Source organism: Caulobacter sp. (assembly GCF_035254145.1).
GTDB lineage: Bacteria > Pseudomonadota > Alphaproteobacteria > Caulobacterales > Caulobacteraceae > Caulobacter.
The window spans coordinates 1-13,599 of record NZ_DATFAV010000121.1; the positions used below are offsets into that span (position 1 = coordinate 1).

General features: G+C 67.9%; 13 protein-coding genes. 6 read left to right on the forward strand and 7 right to left on the reverse strand.

What is annotated here, in order from left to right:
• From VJ655_RS06920 to VJ655_RS06930, 3 genes are all read right to left on the reverse strand, one after another.
• The coding region (locus VJ655_RS06920; RefSeq protein WP_324110329.1) for a phosphomannomutase/phosphoglucomutase at window positions 1–1,155 on the reverse strand (1,155 nt) is incomplete at its 3' end.
• Window positions 1,156–1,357: 202 nt separating this feature from the next.
• Entirely contained in the window at window positions 1,358–1,792 is a 435-nt protein-coding gene (locus VJ655_RS06925; protein WP_324110330.1) for a MarR family winged helix-turn-helix transcriptional regulator, read from the reverse strand.
• Between the two features lie 92 nt (window positions 1,793–1,884).
• Window positions 1,885–2,619: a GntR family transcriptional regulator gene (locus VJ655_RS06930; protein WP_324110331.1), complete on the reverse strand. Its 735-nt coding sequence runs from the start codon at window positions 2,617–2,619 to the stop codon at window positions 1,885–1,887.
• 130 nt (window positions 2,620–2,749) lie between these two features.
• Between VJ655_RS06930 and VJ655_RS06935 the strand changes: the two genes are divergently transcribed.
• On the forward strand, window positions 2,750–3,817 hold the full coding sequence (locus VJ655_RS06935; RefSeq protein ID WP_324110332.1) for an aromatic ring-hydroxylating dioxygenase subunit alpha: 1,068 nt from the start codon (window positions 2,750–2,752) through the stop codon (window positions 3,815–3,817).
• Entirely contained in the window at window positions 3,817–4,764 is a 948-nt protein-coding gene (locus tag VJ655_RS06940) for a PDR/VanB family oxidoreductase (protein ID WP_324110333.1), read from the forward strand. Before VJ655_RS06935 ends, VJ655_RS06940 begins: the two co-directional genes overlap by 1 nt.
• 112 nt (window positions 4,765–4,876) lie before the next feature.
• Here VJ655_RS06940 and VJ655_RS06945 read toward each other — a convergent pair whose 3' ends face one another.
• The 4 genes from VJ655_RS06945 to VJ655_RS06960 all read right to left on the reverse strand — a co-directional run bounded on the left by VJ655_RS06945 (window position 4,877) and on the right by VJ655_RS06960 (window position 9,716).
• Window positions 4,877–6,361, reverse strand: coding sequence for an AMP-binding protein (locus VJ655_RS06945; protein ID WP_324110334.1), 1,485 nt, complete (start codon window positions 6,359–6,361; stop codon window positions 4,877–4,879).
• A gap of 45 nt (window positions 6,362–6,406) precedes the next feature.
• Complete coding sequence (locus VJ655_RS06950) at window positions 6,407–7,228, reverse strand: p-hydroxycinnamoyl CoA hydratase/lyase (protein WP_324110335.1); 822 nt, start codon at window positions 7,226–7,228, stop codon at window positions 6,407–6,409.
• A 39-nt stretch (window positions 7,229–7,267) separates the two neighbouring features.
• Complete coding sequence (locus VJ655_RS06955; RefSeq protein WP_324110336.1) at window positions 7,268–8,680, reverse strand: aldehyde dehydrogenase; 1,413 nt, start codon at window positions 8,678–8,680, stop codon at window positions 7,268–7,270.
• A 112-nt stretch (window positions 8,681–8,792) separates the two neighbouring features.
• Complete coding sequence (locus VJ655_RS06960) at window positions 8,793–9,716, reverse strand: helix-turn-helix domain-containing protein (protein WP_414646954.1); 924 nt, start codon at window positions 9,714–9,716, stop codon at window positions 8,793–8,795.
• 121 nt (window positions 9,717–9,837) lie between these two features.
• On the opposite strand from VJ655_RS06960, the gene pobA reads away from it, so the two are divergent.
• From pobA to pcaF, 4 genes are read left to right on the forward strand one after another with little or no spacing between them, the layout of a single operon-like run.
• On the forward strand, window positions 9,838–11,013 hold the full coding sequence (pobA, locus tag VJ655_RS06965) for a 4-hydroxybenzoate 3-monooxygenase (protein ID WP_324110338.1): 1,176 nt from the start codon (window positions 9,838–9,840) through the stop codon (window positions 11,011–11,013).
• 17 nt (window positions 11,014–11,030) lie between these two features.
• Window positions 11,031–11,753, forward strand: a complete 723-nt coding sequence (locus VJ655_RS06970; RefSeq protein WP_324110339.1) for a CoA transferase subunit A — start codon at window positions 11,031–11,033, stop codon at window positions 11,751–11,753.
• The gene (locus VJ655_RS06975) at window positions 11,753–12,400 is read left to right on the forward strand and encodes a CoA transferase subunit B (protein ID WP_324110340.1); all 648 of its coding nucleotides are present in this window, start codon (window positions 11,753–11,755) and stop codon (window positions 12,398–12,400) included. Before VJ655_RS06970 ends, VJ655_RS06975 begins: the two co-directional genes overlap by 1 nt.
• The gene (gene pcaF / locus VJ655_RS06980; protein ID WP_324110341.1) at window positions 12,397–13,596 is read left to right on the forward strand and encodes a 3-oxoadipyl-CoA thiolase; all 1,200 of its coding nucleotides are present in this window, start codon (window positions 12,397–12,399) and stop codon (window positions 13,594–13,596) included. Before VJ655_RS06975 ends, pcaF begins: the two co-directional genes overlap by 4 nt.
• Window positions 13,597–13,599: the final 3 nt, after the last annotated feature.

The following is a 13,599-nucleotide window of genomic DNA, read 5'->3' on the forward strand; positions in this document are numbered from 1 at the left end:
CTTCAGGTCGCTGAGCTTCTTGCCGGGATTGCGGTCCAGCATGGCCAGGACCGCCGCCGCGGCGGTCAGGCCACAGTCGTAGCCATAGCCCAGCTCGCCGTTCATGAAGAAGTGGCCGCTCTTCTCGAAGCCGGCCAGGGCGCCCAGCTCGGCGCTCTTGCGCTTGATGTAGCTGTGGCCGGTTTTCCAGTAGATCACCTTGCAGCCATGCTGAGCCAAGATCGGGTCGGTGGCGTAGAGGCCGGTCGACTTGACGTCGACCACGAAGGTCGCGCCGGGATGCAGCGGGGCCAGATCGCGGGCCAGCATCAGGCCGATCTTGTCGGCGAAGATCTCCTCGCCCTCGTCGTCCACCACGCCGCAGCGGTCGCCGTCGCCGTCGAAGCCGAACGCCAGGTCCGCCTTGTGCTCGCGGACGGCATGGGCCATCGCGTGCAGCATCTCGGCGTCTTCGGGGTTGGGATTGTACTTGGGGAAGTTGAAGTCGAGGTCGGTGTCCATCGGCACGACCTCGCTCACGCCCATCTTCCGCAGGGCCTCGACCACGAAGGCACCGGCCGTGCCATTGCCGCAGGCGGCGACCACCTTCAGCGGGCGGGTGATGCTGGCGCGCTTGGCGACGTCGTCGATATAGCGCTGAGCCTCGCCCTGGACGCGGATCAGCTTGCCGCCGTCGCGCTCGACGAATTGCGCGCCCAGCACGATGGCCTTCAGGCGGCTCATCTCCTCGGGACCGAAGGTCAGCGGCTTCTGGGCGCCCATCTTCACGCCGGTCCAGCCGTTCTCGTTGTGGCTGGCCGTGACCATGGCCACGCAGGGAATGTCGAGGTCGAACTGCGCGAAATAGGCGGTCGGCGACAAAGCCAGACCGATGTCGTGCACCTCGCAACCGGCGCTGATCAGGCCCAGGATCAGGGCGTTCTTGATCGAGGTCGAGTACGAGCGGAAGTCATGGCCGACCACGATCTTCGACTGGCCCAGTTCGTGGATGTAGGTCCCCAGCCCCAGCCCCAGCGCCTGCACGCCCAGCAAGTTGATCTCCGGCCCGAACAGCCAGCGCGCGTCGTACTCGCGAAAGCCCGTCGCCTTGACCAACGGCTCGTTTTCATAGGCGGCGGTATTGGGAACGAGATCGGCGCGCGGCGCGGAGAACATCAAGAAGCTCGCTTCCGTTGAGACAGGATGCCTTTAGCTATCCAGAACCCAGGCGACCAGCACGATCCATGACAAAGTTCGGCAAGGACGGATGCGACTTGGATCCCGCCCGTCGCGGCGGACCGTGGACATGCCGCGCGCCGACTGAAAGCTCGGAGTGGATCACGAAGCACGCCGTGATCCGACGACCGGCGCGCATTCGCTAGCGGAGCTTCGCCAGCAGAGCGCTCAGCTGGACATGTTCATCGGGGGTCAGGGCCGCGAAGGCGTCCTGATCGTGCACGGCGGTCTCATGCTCGATACGCGCGCGCAAGTCCTCGCCCGCGACGGTCAGGTGCAGGGCGTTGGTGCGCCGATCACGCCCGGGCCGGCGCTCGATCGCGCCCAACGCCTCCATCTCGTCCACCGCCTTCACCGTGCTGGCCCGATTCACGCCTAGCGCGCGCCCCAGGGTGGTCTGGTCGCAACCCGGATGCAGCCCGATATAGACGATCGCCGTCGCCCGCGCGGGCGTCACGCCCAACGGCGCCAGACGGGCGCTCAAGCCCGTCATCACGCGCACGTCGGCGTAGTGCAGTTGCAACCCCAGGCGACTTCCCAGGACGCCAAAGGCGGCGATCTCTTCCATATTCGACAAGGCCCTAAGAGGAAACGGTACGCCAAGGAAACTGTATCTGACGCGTTTAGAGTGCTTCCAGCGATAGCTCCAGCGTCCTCTCGCTTCGAAACTCAATCCGCGCGAATGGTTCGGGCCGCGCCGAGCGGCAGGCCGGCGCCCATCGCCGCTTCGAAAACCTTGGCGTTGCGGATCGCGGCCAGGGCGTGGTCGCGCATGATGCGCTCGGCCTCCGCCGCGTCGCCGCGTTCGATCGCATCGAGCACGGACCTGTGCTGACGGTGCGCCGCGAGAAGATGATCATACTCGGCCGTCAGATCCGTCAGGTCCAGCGCCAGGGCGCCGGCGCCGGCGAAAGGCTCGAAGTTGTTGCGCGCCAGAGCGGTCTCGACCGCGTCGTTGCCGGCGGCTTCGATCAGCGCGTCGTGGAAGGCCAGATTGTAGTCCGCGTACCGATCGACGTCCTCGGGCTCCAATCGACCGCTCTCGAACAGGCCCTCCCCCGCCTCGATCAGGCCTGAGAGCCGATCGCGGGTTTGGGGAGATAGGCCGCGCTCGGCCAGGCGCCGCGCGGCGAAGCCCTCGAGAACGCCGCGCACCTCGATGGCGTCGCGGATCCGCGCGATCGACACGCCGCGGGCGGCGTAGCCGCGCGCGCCAAGGCGCACGACCAGCCCCTCTTGCTCCAGGCTCCGCAGCGCGGTGCGCACCGGCATCCGGGAAACGCCCAGGGTCGCCGCCGTCGGGATTTCGGCGATCCGTTCGCCGCTCTTGATCTCGCCCGAGGCGATCATCTTGCGAAGGGCCATCAGCACGCGCTGGCCCGGCTTCATCCTCGGCGTCTCCATGAGTTGGACCCTAGCCGACGCGCGAAGTCAGCGACAAGCGACATATTGGATCCAATCTTGACGCCGCCGCCCCAGCCGTGACAATTGGATCCAATTGGCGAAGACCAACGATACACGCGAGGAGACGACGATGGGCCCCGAACAAACCACGACCCTGCCCTCTTGGCCGCTCGACGCCTGGTACGTCGCCTGCACGCCCGGCGAGATCGGCGACAAGCCGCTGGGCCGCCGCATCTGCGGGCGGGCCATGGTCTTCCATCGTGGCAAGAACGGTCAGCCCGTCGCCCTCGAGGACTTCTGCCCGCACCGCGGCGCGCCCTTGTCCCTGGGCTTCGTGCGCGATGGCGAACTGGTCTGCGGCTATCACGGCTTGGCCATGGGCTGCGACGGCCGCGCCACTTCGATGCCAGGTCAGCGCGTCGCCGCCTTTCCCACGATCCGAGCCTTTCCGGTGCTGGAGCGCTACGGCTTCATCTGGGTCTGGCCGGGCGATCCGGCGCTGGCAGATCCTGCCAAGCTACATAAGCCGTTCTGGGCCGACAGCGCCGACTGGGCCTATGGAGGCGGGCTCTACCACATCGGCTGCGACTATCGGCTGATGGTCGACAACCTGATGGACCTGACCCACGAGACCTACGTCCACGCCACCAGCATCGGCCAAAAGGAGATCGACGAGGCGCCGGTCAACACCCGCCTCGACGGCGACACGGTGGTGACCAGCCGGTTCATGGAGGGTATCCAGGCCCCGCCATTCTGGCGCATGGCGCTGCGGGGCGCGGGCCTGCCCGAAGACGCCATCGTCGACCGCTGGCAGATCTGCCGCTTCTCCCTGCCCAGCCACGTGATGATCGAGGTGGGCGTGGCCCTGGCTGGGACCGGCGGTTATGACGCGCCCGCCGACAAGAAGGTCTCCAGCGTGGTCGTCGACTTCATCACGCCCGAGACCGAGACTTCGCACTGGTACTTCTGGGGCATGGCGCGCAGCTTCGCGGTCGAGGACGCCGCTCTGACGGACACGATCCGCGAGGGCCAAGGCAAGATCTTCGCCGAGGACCTGGAGATGCTGGAGCGCCAGCAGCAGAACCTGCTGGCCTATCCCGATCGCAAGCTTCTGAAGCTGAACATCGACGCCGGCGGCGTGCGCTCTCGCATGGCCATCGACAAGGCGATCGCGCAAGAAGCAGCGGCCCGCGCCTGATGATCAAGGTTCGTGTGGCGTCCCGCGCCCGGGTCGCCGAAGACATCGTCCGGCTGGATCTCGTCCACGCCGAAGGCGGCGAGCTGCCGTCGTTCAGCGCCGGGGCGCATGTCGACCTCTTCCTGGGCAACGGCCTGACCCGGCAATACTCGCTGTGCAATGACCCGGCCGATCGCGACCGGTATCGGATCGCCGTCCTGCGCGAGCCAAGCTCGCGCGGCGGCTCGGCTCATGTGCATGACACCCTGACGGAAGGCGCGGTGCTGGATATCAGTCCGCCGCGCAACCTGTTCGCCCTGGACGAGACCGGCGGCGAACACCTGTTGTTCGCGGGCGGAGTCGGGGTGACGCCGATCCTGGCCATGGCGCACCGGTTGCACGCGCTTGGGGCCCGCTTCACCCTCCACTATTGCGCCCGGTCGCGGTCCCGCGCGGCCTTCCTGGATGAGCTGGCCGCCGCGCCGTTCGCGGCGGCGGTGCGTCTCACTTTCGACGACGAACCCGACACCCGCCTCGACCTCGACACGGCCCTGGCCTCCCCCACGCCCAACCGCCGACTGTATGTCTGCGGCCCCGGCGGCTTCATGCGCTTCGTGACCGAGGGCGCGGCGGCGCGCGGCTGGACGCCCGAGCAAATTCGCAAGGAGCACTTCGCCGCCGAGGCCAGTGTCGGCGAGAACCAACCTTTCGAACTGTTGATCGCCAGCAGCGGTCAGGTCGTGCCGGTGCCCGCCGACCAGACGGCGGCGCAGGCCCTGGAGGCGGCCGGCGTGTTCGTGTTGCTGTCGTGCGAACAAGGCGTCTGCGGCACGTGCCTGACCCGGGTGATCGAGGGCCAGCCCGACCATCGCGACACCTTCCAGACCGACGCGGAGAAGGCGACGGGCGAGCAGTTCACGCCCTGCTGCTCGCGCGCCCTTGGCCCGCGCCTGGTGATCGATCTCTAGAGCGCATCGGCTTGAGATGCGCGCGGTTGACCGCCAAAACCCACTCTAAGGAGATTTTGCGCCTGCCTGGTTTGGATGGCTCATCCGGATCGGGCAGGCCCCAGGAACGACGTCAGGGCCGCGCGGCGATCAGACGTTCACGCAAAACCGTCTTCAGGATCTTGCCAGACCCCGTCCGCGGCAGGGCCGAAACCAGGGTCAGAGCCTTGGGCAGCTTGTAGCGCGCCACCTTATTGTCCAGGTGCGCCAGAACCGCCAGGAGATCGAGCGCGACGCCGTCGCGACATGTCGCGACCAGATGGCCGACCTCGCCCCATTGAGGATCAGGCACGCCCACGACCGCGCACTCGACGATGGCCGGGTGGTCGGCAAGGGCCGCCTCGATCTCGGCCGGGTAGACGTTCTCGCCGCCCGAAATGAACATGTCCTTCTTGCGGTCGACCAGCCAGTGATAGCCCTCGGCGTCGGCAAGGGCGATGTCGCCGGTGCGGAACCAGCCGTCGGTCGTGAAGGCCTGCGCGGTGTCTTCGGGACGCCGCCAGTAGCCCAGGAAGACGTTGTCGCCCTTCAGCAGCAGCTCGCCGGGGACGCCGGGCGGGCAGTCACGGTCCTGGTCATCGACGATCCGGGTGAACACCGACGGCATGGGCAGGCCCGCCGAGCCGGCCCGCGCGTCGATCAAGGCGGGATCGGCCGGCATGCCAAAGACCGTCCCCGCCTCGCTCATGCCGTAGCCGTCCACCACCGGGATCCCGTGAGCCAGCCAGGCGCGGATGTCGGCGGCCGGGTGCGGCGCGCCGCCGGTGAAGACGGCGGTCAGGCCCCGCAGCGCCGATGCGTCGAAGCCCGGCAAGCTCCGCAGCATGGCGGCCATTTGCGGCACGCAGAAATAGTGGGTGACGCCCAGGCCAGGATCGCCGAGGCGGCCCAGGGTGCGCGCGGGCTCGAAGCCGTCGGACACCAGGATCGTCCCACCGTGCATCAGCACCGGACGGATCGAGGTGATCAGGCCGATGATGTGGAACATCGGCGCGTCCACCAGGAAGACGCTCTCGTGCGTCACCCTGCCCAGCCGGCCGAAGTTGATCGCCGTCTGGTCAAGGTTGCGCTCGGACAGCAGGGCGCCCTTGGGGCGGCCCGAGGTGCCGGACGTGTAGAGGATCAGCGAGGGACGCTCGCGGTCGGCGGGCCCCGCCTGTTCGGGCTCGGCGGCGTCGACCTCGGCCTGCAGGGCGTCGAGGTCGACGCCCTGAAGCCCCGCCGCCGCCAAAAGAGCGTCGCCGACGATGAGGGTCGGGTCGGCGTCCTCCACCAGCGCGGAGATCTCGGCCGGCGACAGGCGCCAGTTCAACGGGACGAAGATCGCCCCCAACCGGGCGCAGGCCAGATGCAGGACGGCCAGCAGGACCCGGTTACGGGCCAGGGTCGCCAGGCGAGCGCCCTGCCCTACGCCCCGCCGACGAAGCACGGTCACCGCCCGGGCGACCGTCTCGTCGAGTTCGGCGTAGGTCCAGCGGCGACCGCTGGCCAGGTCGACAGCCGCCGTCCGGCTGGGCTGCAGGCGCGCCTGGGCGGCGACGTGATCCGTCGGTGTCATCTGCTCCAGCCTTCCTAGCCGTTTCCCCCTCAGCCTCGTCTCGCTCTATTTGGCGAGATCGTAGGCTCCCAGACCCGGCTTGTAGGTCTTGTCGTCAATGAACTGCTTGATGCCTTCCTTGCGCCCCTCGTTGTCGAACGAATTGGCCGCCTCCTGGGCGCGGACCAGGAAGTCCTCGGCGTTATCGTAGGTCATTTCCTTGACCCGACGCACGGCGTCCTTGGTCGCCTTCAGGGCCACGGGGTTCTTCTTGAGCAGCACCTCGGCCAGTTCGCGGACGCGGGCCTCGAGCCGCTCCAGCGGCACGCTCTCATTGACCAGGCGCCAGGCGGCGGCCTTCTTGCCGTCGATCAGCTCGCCGGTCATGGCGTGGTACATCGCATCGCGCATCGGCATCAGGTCGACCACGACCTTGGTGGCGCCGCCGCCCGGCAGGATGCCCCAGTTGATCTCCGAGAGGGCGAACTGCGCCTCGTCGGCGGCGATCGCCAGGTCGCAAGAATAGAGCGGGCCATAGCCGCCGCCGAAGCACCAGCCATTGACCATGGCGATGGTCGGCTTCTGGTACCAGCGCAGGCGGCGCCACCAGCCGTAGGACTCCCGCTGGGCCTGACGGGTCGCGCCCAGGCCCTTGGCCTCGGTCTCGCGGAAGTATTCCTTCAGGTCCATGCCAGCCGACCAGGCCGAGCCCTCGCCGGTCAGAACCAGCACGCCGACGTCGTCACGGAACTCAAGCTCGTCCAGCACCTGCATCATCCGCCGGTTCAGGGTCGGGCTCATGCAGTTGCGCTTGTCGGGGCGGTTGAACTTCACCCACGCGATGCGGTTCTCGACGCGGAAGGTGACGGTGTCGTCGGCGTTCGTCATGTCTGGTCCTTGGAAGAATATTGAGTGCGACGCAGAGCGTCAGATCGGGAAGTGGCCGGCTTGCGTCTCGATGGTGATCCAGCGCAGCTCCGTGAAAGCGTCGATGCCGGCCTTGCCGCCAAAGCGGCCGTAGCCCGAGGCCTTGACGCCGCCGAACGGCATCTGGGCCTCGTCGTGAACGGTGGGGCCGTTGACGTGGCAGATGCCCGACTGGATGCGGCGAGCGACCTTCAGGCCTCGCGCGATGTCGCGGGTGAAGACCGAGGCCGAGAGGCCATATTCGGTGTCGTTGGCCAGGGCGATGGCGTGCTCCTCGTCGCGGGCGCGGATGACGCCCACCACCGGACCGAAACTCTCCTCGCGGAACAGGCGCATGGCCGGCGTGACCTTGTCGACGACAGTGGCGGGCATCAGCACGCCCTTGGCCTCGCCGCCCGCCACCTGCACGGCGCCGTCCGCCACGGCGTCGGCGACCAGGCTCTGGACGTGGGAGACCGTCTTGAGATCGACCACCGCGCCCAGCGGGGTCTTGCCCTCGCGTGGATCGCCGACCGCGAGGCTGGCGGCCTTGGCGGCGAACTTGGCGACGAAGGCGTCGGCGATCGCGTCGACGACGATGATCCGCTCGGTCGACATACAGATCTGGCCCTGGTTCATGAAGGCGCCGAATGCGGCGGCCTTGACCGCCTCGTCGAGGTCGGCGTCCTCCAGCACGATCAGCGGGGCCTTGCCGCCCAGTTCCAGCAGGACCGGCTTGAGATGTTCGGCCGCGCGCTTGGCGATGATCTTGCCCACGGCGGTCGAGCCGGTGAAGTTGATCCGGCGCACCGCCGGATGGTCGATCAGGGCGCCGACCACCTCGGCCGCGTCCTTGGGCGCGTTGGTGACGATCGACAGCGCGCCCGCGGGCAGGCCCGCCGCCTCGAAAGCCTCGGCGATCAACGCGTGGGTGCGCGGGCAGCTCTCGGAGGCCTTCAGCACGACGGTGTTGCCGCAGGCCAGGGGCGTGGCGACGGCGCGCACGCCCAGGATGATCGGGGCGTTCCAGGGCGCGATGCCCAGGATGACGCCGACGGGCTCGCGGACCGCCATGGCCAGGCAGCCGGGCTTATCGGAGGGAATGACTTCGCCATTGATCTGGGTGGTCAAGGACGCGGCTTCGCGCACCATCGAGGCGGCGAGCATCAGGTTGAAGCGTGCCCAGCCCTCGGTGGCGCCTATCTCGCCCATCATCGCCTGGACGAAGGCGTCCGCGCGGACCTCCAGAGCTTCGGCCGCCTTGTACAGCAGCGCGCGACGAGCGTTGGGGCCCAGCGCGCTCCAGGCCGGCAGCGCCGCCTGGGCGGCGTCGACGGCGGCGCGCGCCTGGTCGGTGGTCATGGCGATGGAGGTGGTGGCGACGGCGCCGGTGATCGGATCAAGGCGTTCGAAGACGGCCTGGGTCGAGCTCATGTCGTTCCTTCCCTCACGGCGCGGCGCATGGTTCTGCGCCGACTATTTGTACGTTACTCGCTTTGTATGCCAGGCAAACAATGCTGACAAGTCACAATCCCCCGTCCCGCGATCAGGCGGCCAGGGCGGACGATCGGACTGCCCGATCCAGGCGATAGCGCTTGGGCGAGATCCCCTCCGCCTTCGCGAAAAACCTCGAGAAATAGGCGGGATCCTCGAACCCCAGATGGTAGCCAACCTCGGCGACCGTCATGTTCGAGTAGAGCAGCGCCCGCTTGGCCTCCAGCATCAGGCGGTCCTGCACCAGCCGCAACGGCGAAGCACCCGCGGCCCTCATGCAGGCGGCCCGCAGACGGGGCAGCGCGACGCCCAGGTTGCGGGCGTAGGCCTCCATCGGCAGGCCCTCGCGATAGTGCGCCTCCACCAGCTCGCGAAAGCGGGCCACCAGGGTGACATGGCCGCCCTGCTCGGCCGGCCCCGCGGCCTCGCGCTGAACCTGGCGGCGCAGGGCTTCGACGAGAATGGTCAGCAGATAGGCTTCCGCCGCCGCCCCGCCGCCGGGAGCGGTCCAGACCAGCTCCCGCGACAGCTCGGTCAGCGTGGACGCGATCCGCGAATGGACGTCGAGCGGCGTCTGGCGCGGCGCGCGAAACAGACCCGCGAACGCTGGCTCGCGAGCGGTCAGGTCGCGCAGATAGCTGTCGGCGATGGTCAGCACCCAGCCCGCCGTTTCGACCTCGTAGGCGAAGCCATGCACACGCCCCGAGGGCACCAGCAAAAGGCACGGCGCGGCGAAGGCGATCGTCTCGTCGTCGACGTGCATCACCCCGCCGCCAGCCGAAATGTGGAAAATATGGTTGAGATCCGCGTGCGCGTGCGCGCGTATGTTCCAATTATTGGGCCTTGTACGATCGTCCAACTCTTCGAGATGAATGAACTTGCCCTGGACGGTCTTCAGCGGCTCGCCGAACAGGAAAAAGCTAGGAACTGTTGAGCTATCAGGCACACCCCGTACTCCCCGTTGACGCTCACACATTCACGACACCAAGTCGAAAAGTCCAACTTTTTGGTAGCTCTGTCCATCCCCAGAACCGCGTCGAAACCGCAGTCTCACGCCAAGTCGCCCGAGAGCGGCTCTAGGGTGGAGATCGAACGAGATGCGCACACAGGTCGCCATTATCGGCGCGGGACCGGCCGGGCTGCTTCTGGCCCACCTGCTTCGCCGCGCCGGCCTGGACGCCGTCGTGCTGGAGCGACGCGACCGGGACTATGTCGAAGGGCGCGTGCGAGCCGGCGTCCTCGAGCAGGTCACGGTCGACCTGATGAACGACTTGGGCCTGGGCAAGCGCATGCGCGCCGAGGGCTTGGTCCACACTGGCACCAATATCGCCGCCGACGGCGAGCTGTTCCGCATCGACATGGCCGAACTGACCGGCGGCTCGACGGTCATGGTCTATGGCCAGCAGGAGGTGATGAAGGACCTGTTCGACGCGGCCGAGCCGCGCGGCGTGCAAATCATCTTCGACGCCGAAGACGTCGCCCTGCACGACATCGACAGCGCCAAGCCGCACGTCACCTGGCGCAAGGATGGGTTCGAGCACCGGCTGGACTGCGACTTCATCGCCGGATGCGACGGCTATCATGGGGTCAGCCGCGCGGCGATCCCGGCCGATGTCCTGAAGACCTTCGAGCGCGTCTATCCGTTCGGCTGGCTGGGCGTCCTGGCCGAGGTGCCGCCCTGCGATCACGAGCTGATCTATTCCAACCACGATCGCGGCTTCGCCCTGGCCTCGATGCGCTCGCCCACCCGCAGCCGCTACTACATCCAGTGCGGCCTCGACGAGAAGATCGAGGACTGGAGCGACGAGCGGTTCTGGGACGAGCTCTGCCTGCGGCTGGGACCCGAGGCCGGCGCGCGGGTGACGCGGGGCGCCTCGTTCGAAAAGTCGATCGCGCCGCTGCGCAGCTTCGTCAGCGAGCCCATGCGGCATGGACGGCTGTTCCTGGCTGGCGACGCGGCCCACATCGTGCCGCCCACCGGCGCGAAGGGCCTGAACCTGGCCGCCTCCGACGTCGTCATGCTCGCCGAGGCCCTGACCGAGCATTATCAGGAAGGATCCGACGCGGGCGTCAACGGCTATTCCGCCCGCGCCCTGGCCCGGGTGTGGAAGGCCGAGCGCTTTTCCTGGTGGTTCACGGGCTTGACCCACCGCTTCCCCGACCGCGATGGTTTCGACCGCAAGATGCAGGTCGCCGAGCTCGCTTACATGCGCGGCTCGCGCGCCGCCCAGGTCACCCTCGCCGAAAACTATGTCGGCCTCCCCTTGGTCTAGGAGGCTCCGGAGCACCCATGAAGAGCAAGATCTACGAAAGCGCCGCCGCGGCCTTGGAGGGCGTAACCTTCGACGGCATGACCCTGATGTCCGGAGGCTTCGGCCTGTCGGGCAATCCCGAGACCCTGATCCCGGCCCTGAAGGATACGGGCGTCAAGGGCCTGACGGTGATCAGCAACAACTGCGGGGCCGACGGCTTTGGCCTGTGGATGCTGCTGAACAACGGCCAGATCCGGAAGATGATCTCGTCCTATGTCGGCGAGAACAAGCTGTTCGAGCAACTCTACCTGTCGGGCGAGCTTGAGCTGGAGCTGAACCCGCAAGGCACCCTGGCCGAGCGCATCCGCGCCGGCGGCGCGGGCATCCCGGCCTTCTACACCAAGACCGGCGTCGGCACGGTCGTGGCCGAGGGCAAGCCGGTCGAGACCTTCGAAGGCGAACAGTACGTGCGCGAGACCTGGCTTCGCGCCGACCTCGCCATCGTCAAGGCCTGGAAGGCCGATCCGGAGGGCAACCTGATGTTCCGGATGACGGCCCGCAACTTCAACCCGGTGATGGCCACGGCCGGCAAGCTCACCATTGTGGAAGTCGAGGAGATCGTCGAGGCCGGCGAACTGGACGCCAACAGCATCCACACGCCGGGCATCTACGTCGACCGCATCATCAAGTCGACGATCAACGAAAAGCGCATCGAGAAGCTGACCACGCGCCCGCGTGAAACGGCTCAGGAGCAAGTCTGATGGCCTGGACCCGCGACGAGATGGCGGCCCGCGCCGCCCGCGAACTGAAGGATGGCTTCTACGTCAACCTGGGCATCGGCATCCCGACCCTGGTGGCCAACCACATTCCCGACGGCGTCCACGTCACCCTGCAGAGCGAGAACGGCATGCTGGGCATGGGTCCCTTCCCCTACGAGGGCGAGGCCGATCCCGACCTGATCAACGCCGGCAAGCAGACGATCACCAAGCTGCCGACGTCCAGCTTCTTCGACAGCGCCCAGAGCTTCGCCATGATCCGCGGCGGGCACATCGATCTGACCGTGCTCGGCGCCATGGAGGTGGCCCAGAACGGCGACATCGCCAACTGGACGATCCCCGGCAAGATGGTGAAAGGCATGGGCGGGGCCATGGACTTGGTGGCCGGCGTCAAGCGCGTCATCGTCGTCATGGACCACGCCAACAAGGCCGGCCAGAGCAAGGTCCTCAAGCGCTGCGCCCTGCCCCTGACCGGCGCGGCCTGCGTCGACATGGTCATCACCGATCTCTGCGTCTTCGACCTGGACCGGAAGGGTGGCGGACTGACGTTGCTCGAGCTGGCCCCCGGGGTCACCCTCGACGAGATCAAGGCCAAGACCGAGGCCGATTTCGACGCTGGAGCTTTCGCATGACCACCGCCTATCTCTGTGACGGGATCCGCACGCCGATCGGCCGCTACGGCGGCGCGCTGGCCAAGGTGCGGGCCGACGACCTGGCCGCGATCCCGCTGAAGGCCCTGGCCGCGCGCAATCCGAGCCTGGACCTCTCGGCCATCGACGAGGTGGTGCTGGGCTGCGCCAACCAGGCCGGCGAGGACAACCGCAACGTCGCCCGGATGACCCTCTTGCTAGCGGGCTATCCGCTCGAGATCCCAGGCGTCACCGTCAACCGGCTCTGCGCCTCGGGCCTGGAAGCCGTCGGCTACGCCGCGCGCGCCATCCTGTCTGGCCAGAACGATCTCGTCATCGCCGGCGGCGTCGAGAGCATGAGCCGCGCGCCATTCGTGATGGGCAAGGCCGACAGCGCCTTCTCGCGTTCGGCGGAAATCCACGACACCACCATTGGCTGGCGCTTCGTGAACCCCGCCATGCGCAAGGCCTATGGCGTCGACTCCATGCCCGAGACCGCCGAGAACGTCGCGACCGACTACGGCGTCAACCGCGCCGACCAGGACGCCTTCGCCCTGCGCAGCCAGCAGCGCGCCGCGGCCGCCCAGGCCAACGGCTTCCTGGCCGGTGAGATCACCCCGGTCGAGATCCCCGGCAAGGCCGGCCCGACCCTGGTCGACCGCGACGAGCACCCGCGCGAGACCACGCTGGAGGCGCTGGCCAAGCTGAAGCCCATCGTCCGCGAGGGCGGTACGGTGACGGCCGGCAACGCCTCGGGCGTTAACGACGGGGCCGTCGCCTTGATCGTGGCCTCGGAAGAGGCGGTGAAGCGCCACGGCCTGACACCCCGCGCGCGCATCACCGGCTACGCCACCGCCGGCGTGGCTCCGCGCGTCATGGGCATCGGCCCGGTCCCGGCGGTCCGCAAGCTGCTGGCCAAGACCGGTCTCGCCATCGGCGACTTCGACACGGTCGAGCTCAACGAAGCCTTCGCCGCCCAGGGCCTGGCGGTGCTGCGCCAACTGGGCCTTCCCGACGACGGCGCCCACGTGAACGCGAACGGCGGCGCCATCGCGCTTGGCCACCCCCTGGGCGCGTCCGGCGCGCGTCTCGTCCTGACCGCCTTGCGCCAGCTGGAAGCGACCGGCGGCAAGCGCGGCCTGGCCACCCTATGCATCGGCGTCGGCCAGGGCGCCGCCCTCGCCTTCGAGCGCGTCTAGGAG

What these genes read in the sequence shown, in the direction of transcription:
- VJ655_RS06930 (WP_324110331.1), bottom strand. Translation starts at nt 2,619, where the DNA reads ATGGAGACGCCGAGGATGAAGCCGGGCCAGCGCGTGCTGATGGCCCTT.
- VJ655_RS06935 (WP_324110332.1), top strand. Translation starts at nt 2,750, where the DNA reads ATGGGCCCCGAACAAACCACGACCCTGCCCTCTTGGCCGCTCGACGCC.
- VJ655_RS06940 (WP_324110333.1), top strand. Translation starts at nt 3,817, where the DNA reads ATGATCAAGGTTCGTGTGGCGTCCCGCGCCCGGGTCGCCGAAGACATC.
- VJ655_RS06945 (WP_324110334.1), bottom strand. Translation starts at nt 6,361, where the DNA reads ATGACACCGACGGATCACGTCGCCGCCCAGGCGCGCCTGCAGCCCAGC.
- VJ655_RS06950 (WP_324110335.1), bottom strand. Translation starts at nt 7,228, where the DNA reads ATGACGAACGCCGACGACACCGTCACCTTCCGCGTCGAGAACCGCATC.
- VJ655_RS06955 (WP_324110336.1), bottom strand. Translation starts at nt 8,680, where the DNA reads ATGAGCTCGACCCAGGCCGTCTTCGAACGCCTTGATCCGATCACCGGC.
- VJ655_RS06960 (WP_414646954.1), bottom strand. Translation starts at nt 9,716, where the DNA reads ATGTGTGAGCGTCAACGGGGAGTACGGGGTGTGCCTGATAGCTCAACA.
- pobA (WP_324110338.1), top strand. Translation starts at nt 9,838, where the DNA reads ATGCGCACACAGGTCGCCATTATCGGCGCGGGACCGGCCGGGCTGCTT.
- VJ655_RS06970 (WP_324110339.1), top strand. Translation starts at nt 11,031, where the DNA reads ATGAAGAGCAAGATCTACGAAAGCGCCGCCGCGGCCTTGGAGGGCGTA.
- VJ655_RS06975 (WP_324110340.1), top strand. Translation starts at nt 11,753, where the DNA reads ATGGCCTGGACCCGCGACGAGATGGCGGCCCGCGCCGCCCGCGAACTG.
- pcaF (WP_324110341.1), top strand. Translation starts at nt 12,397, where the DNA reads ATGACCACCGCCTATCTCTGTGACGGGATCCGCACGCCGATCGGCCGC.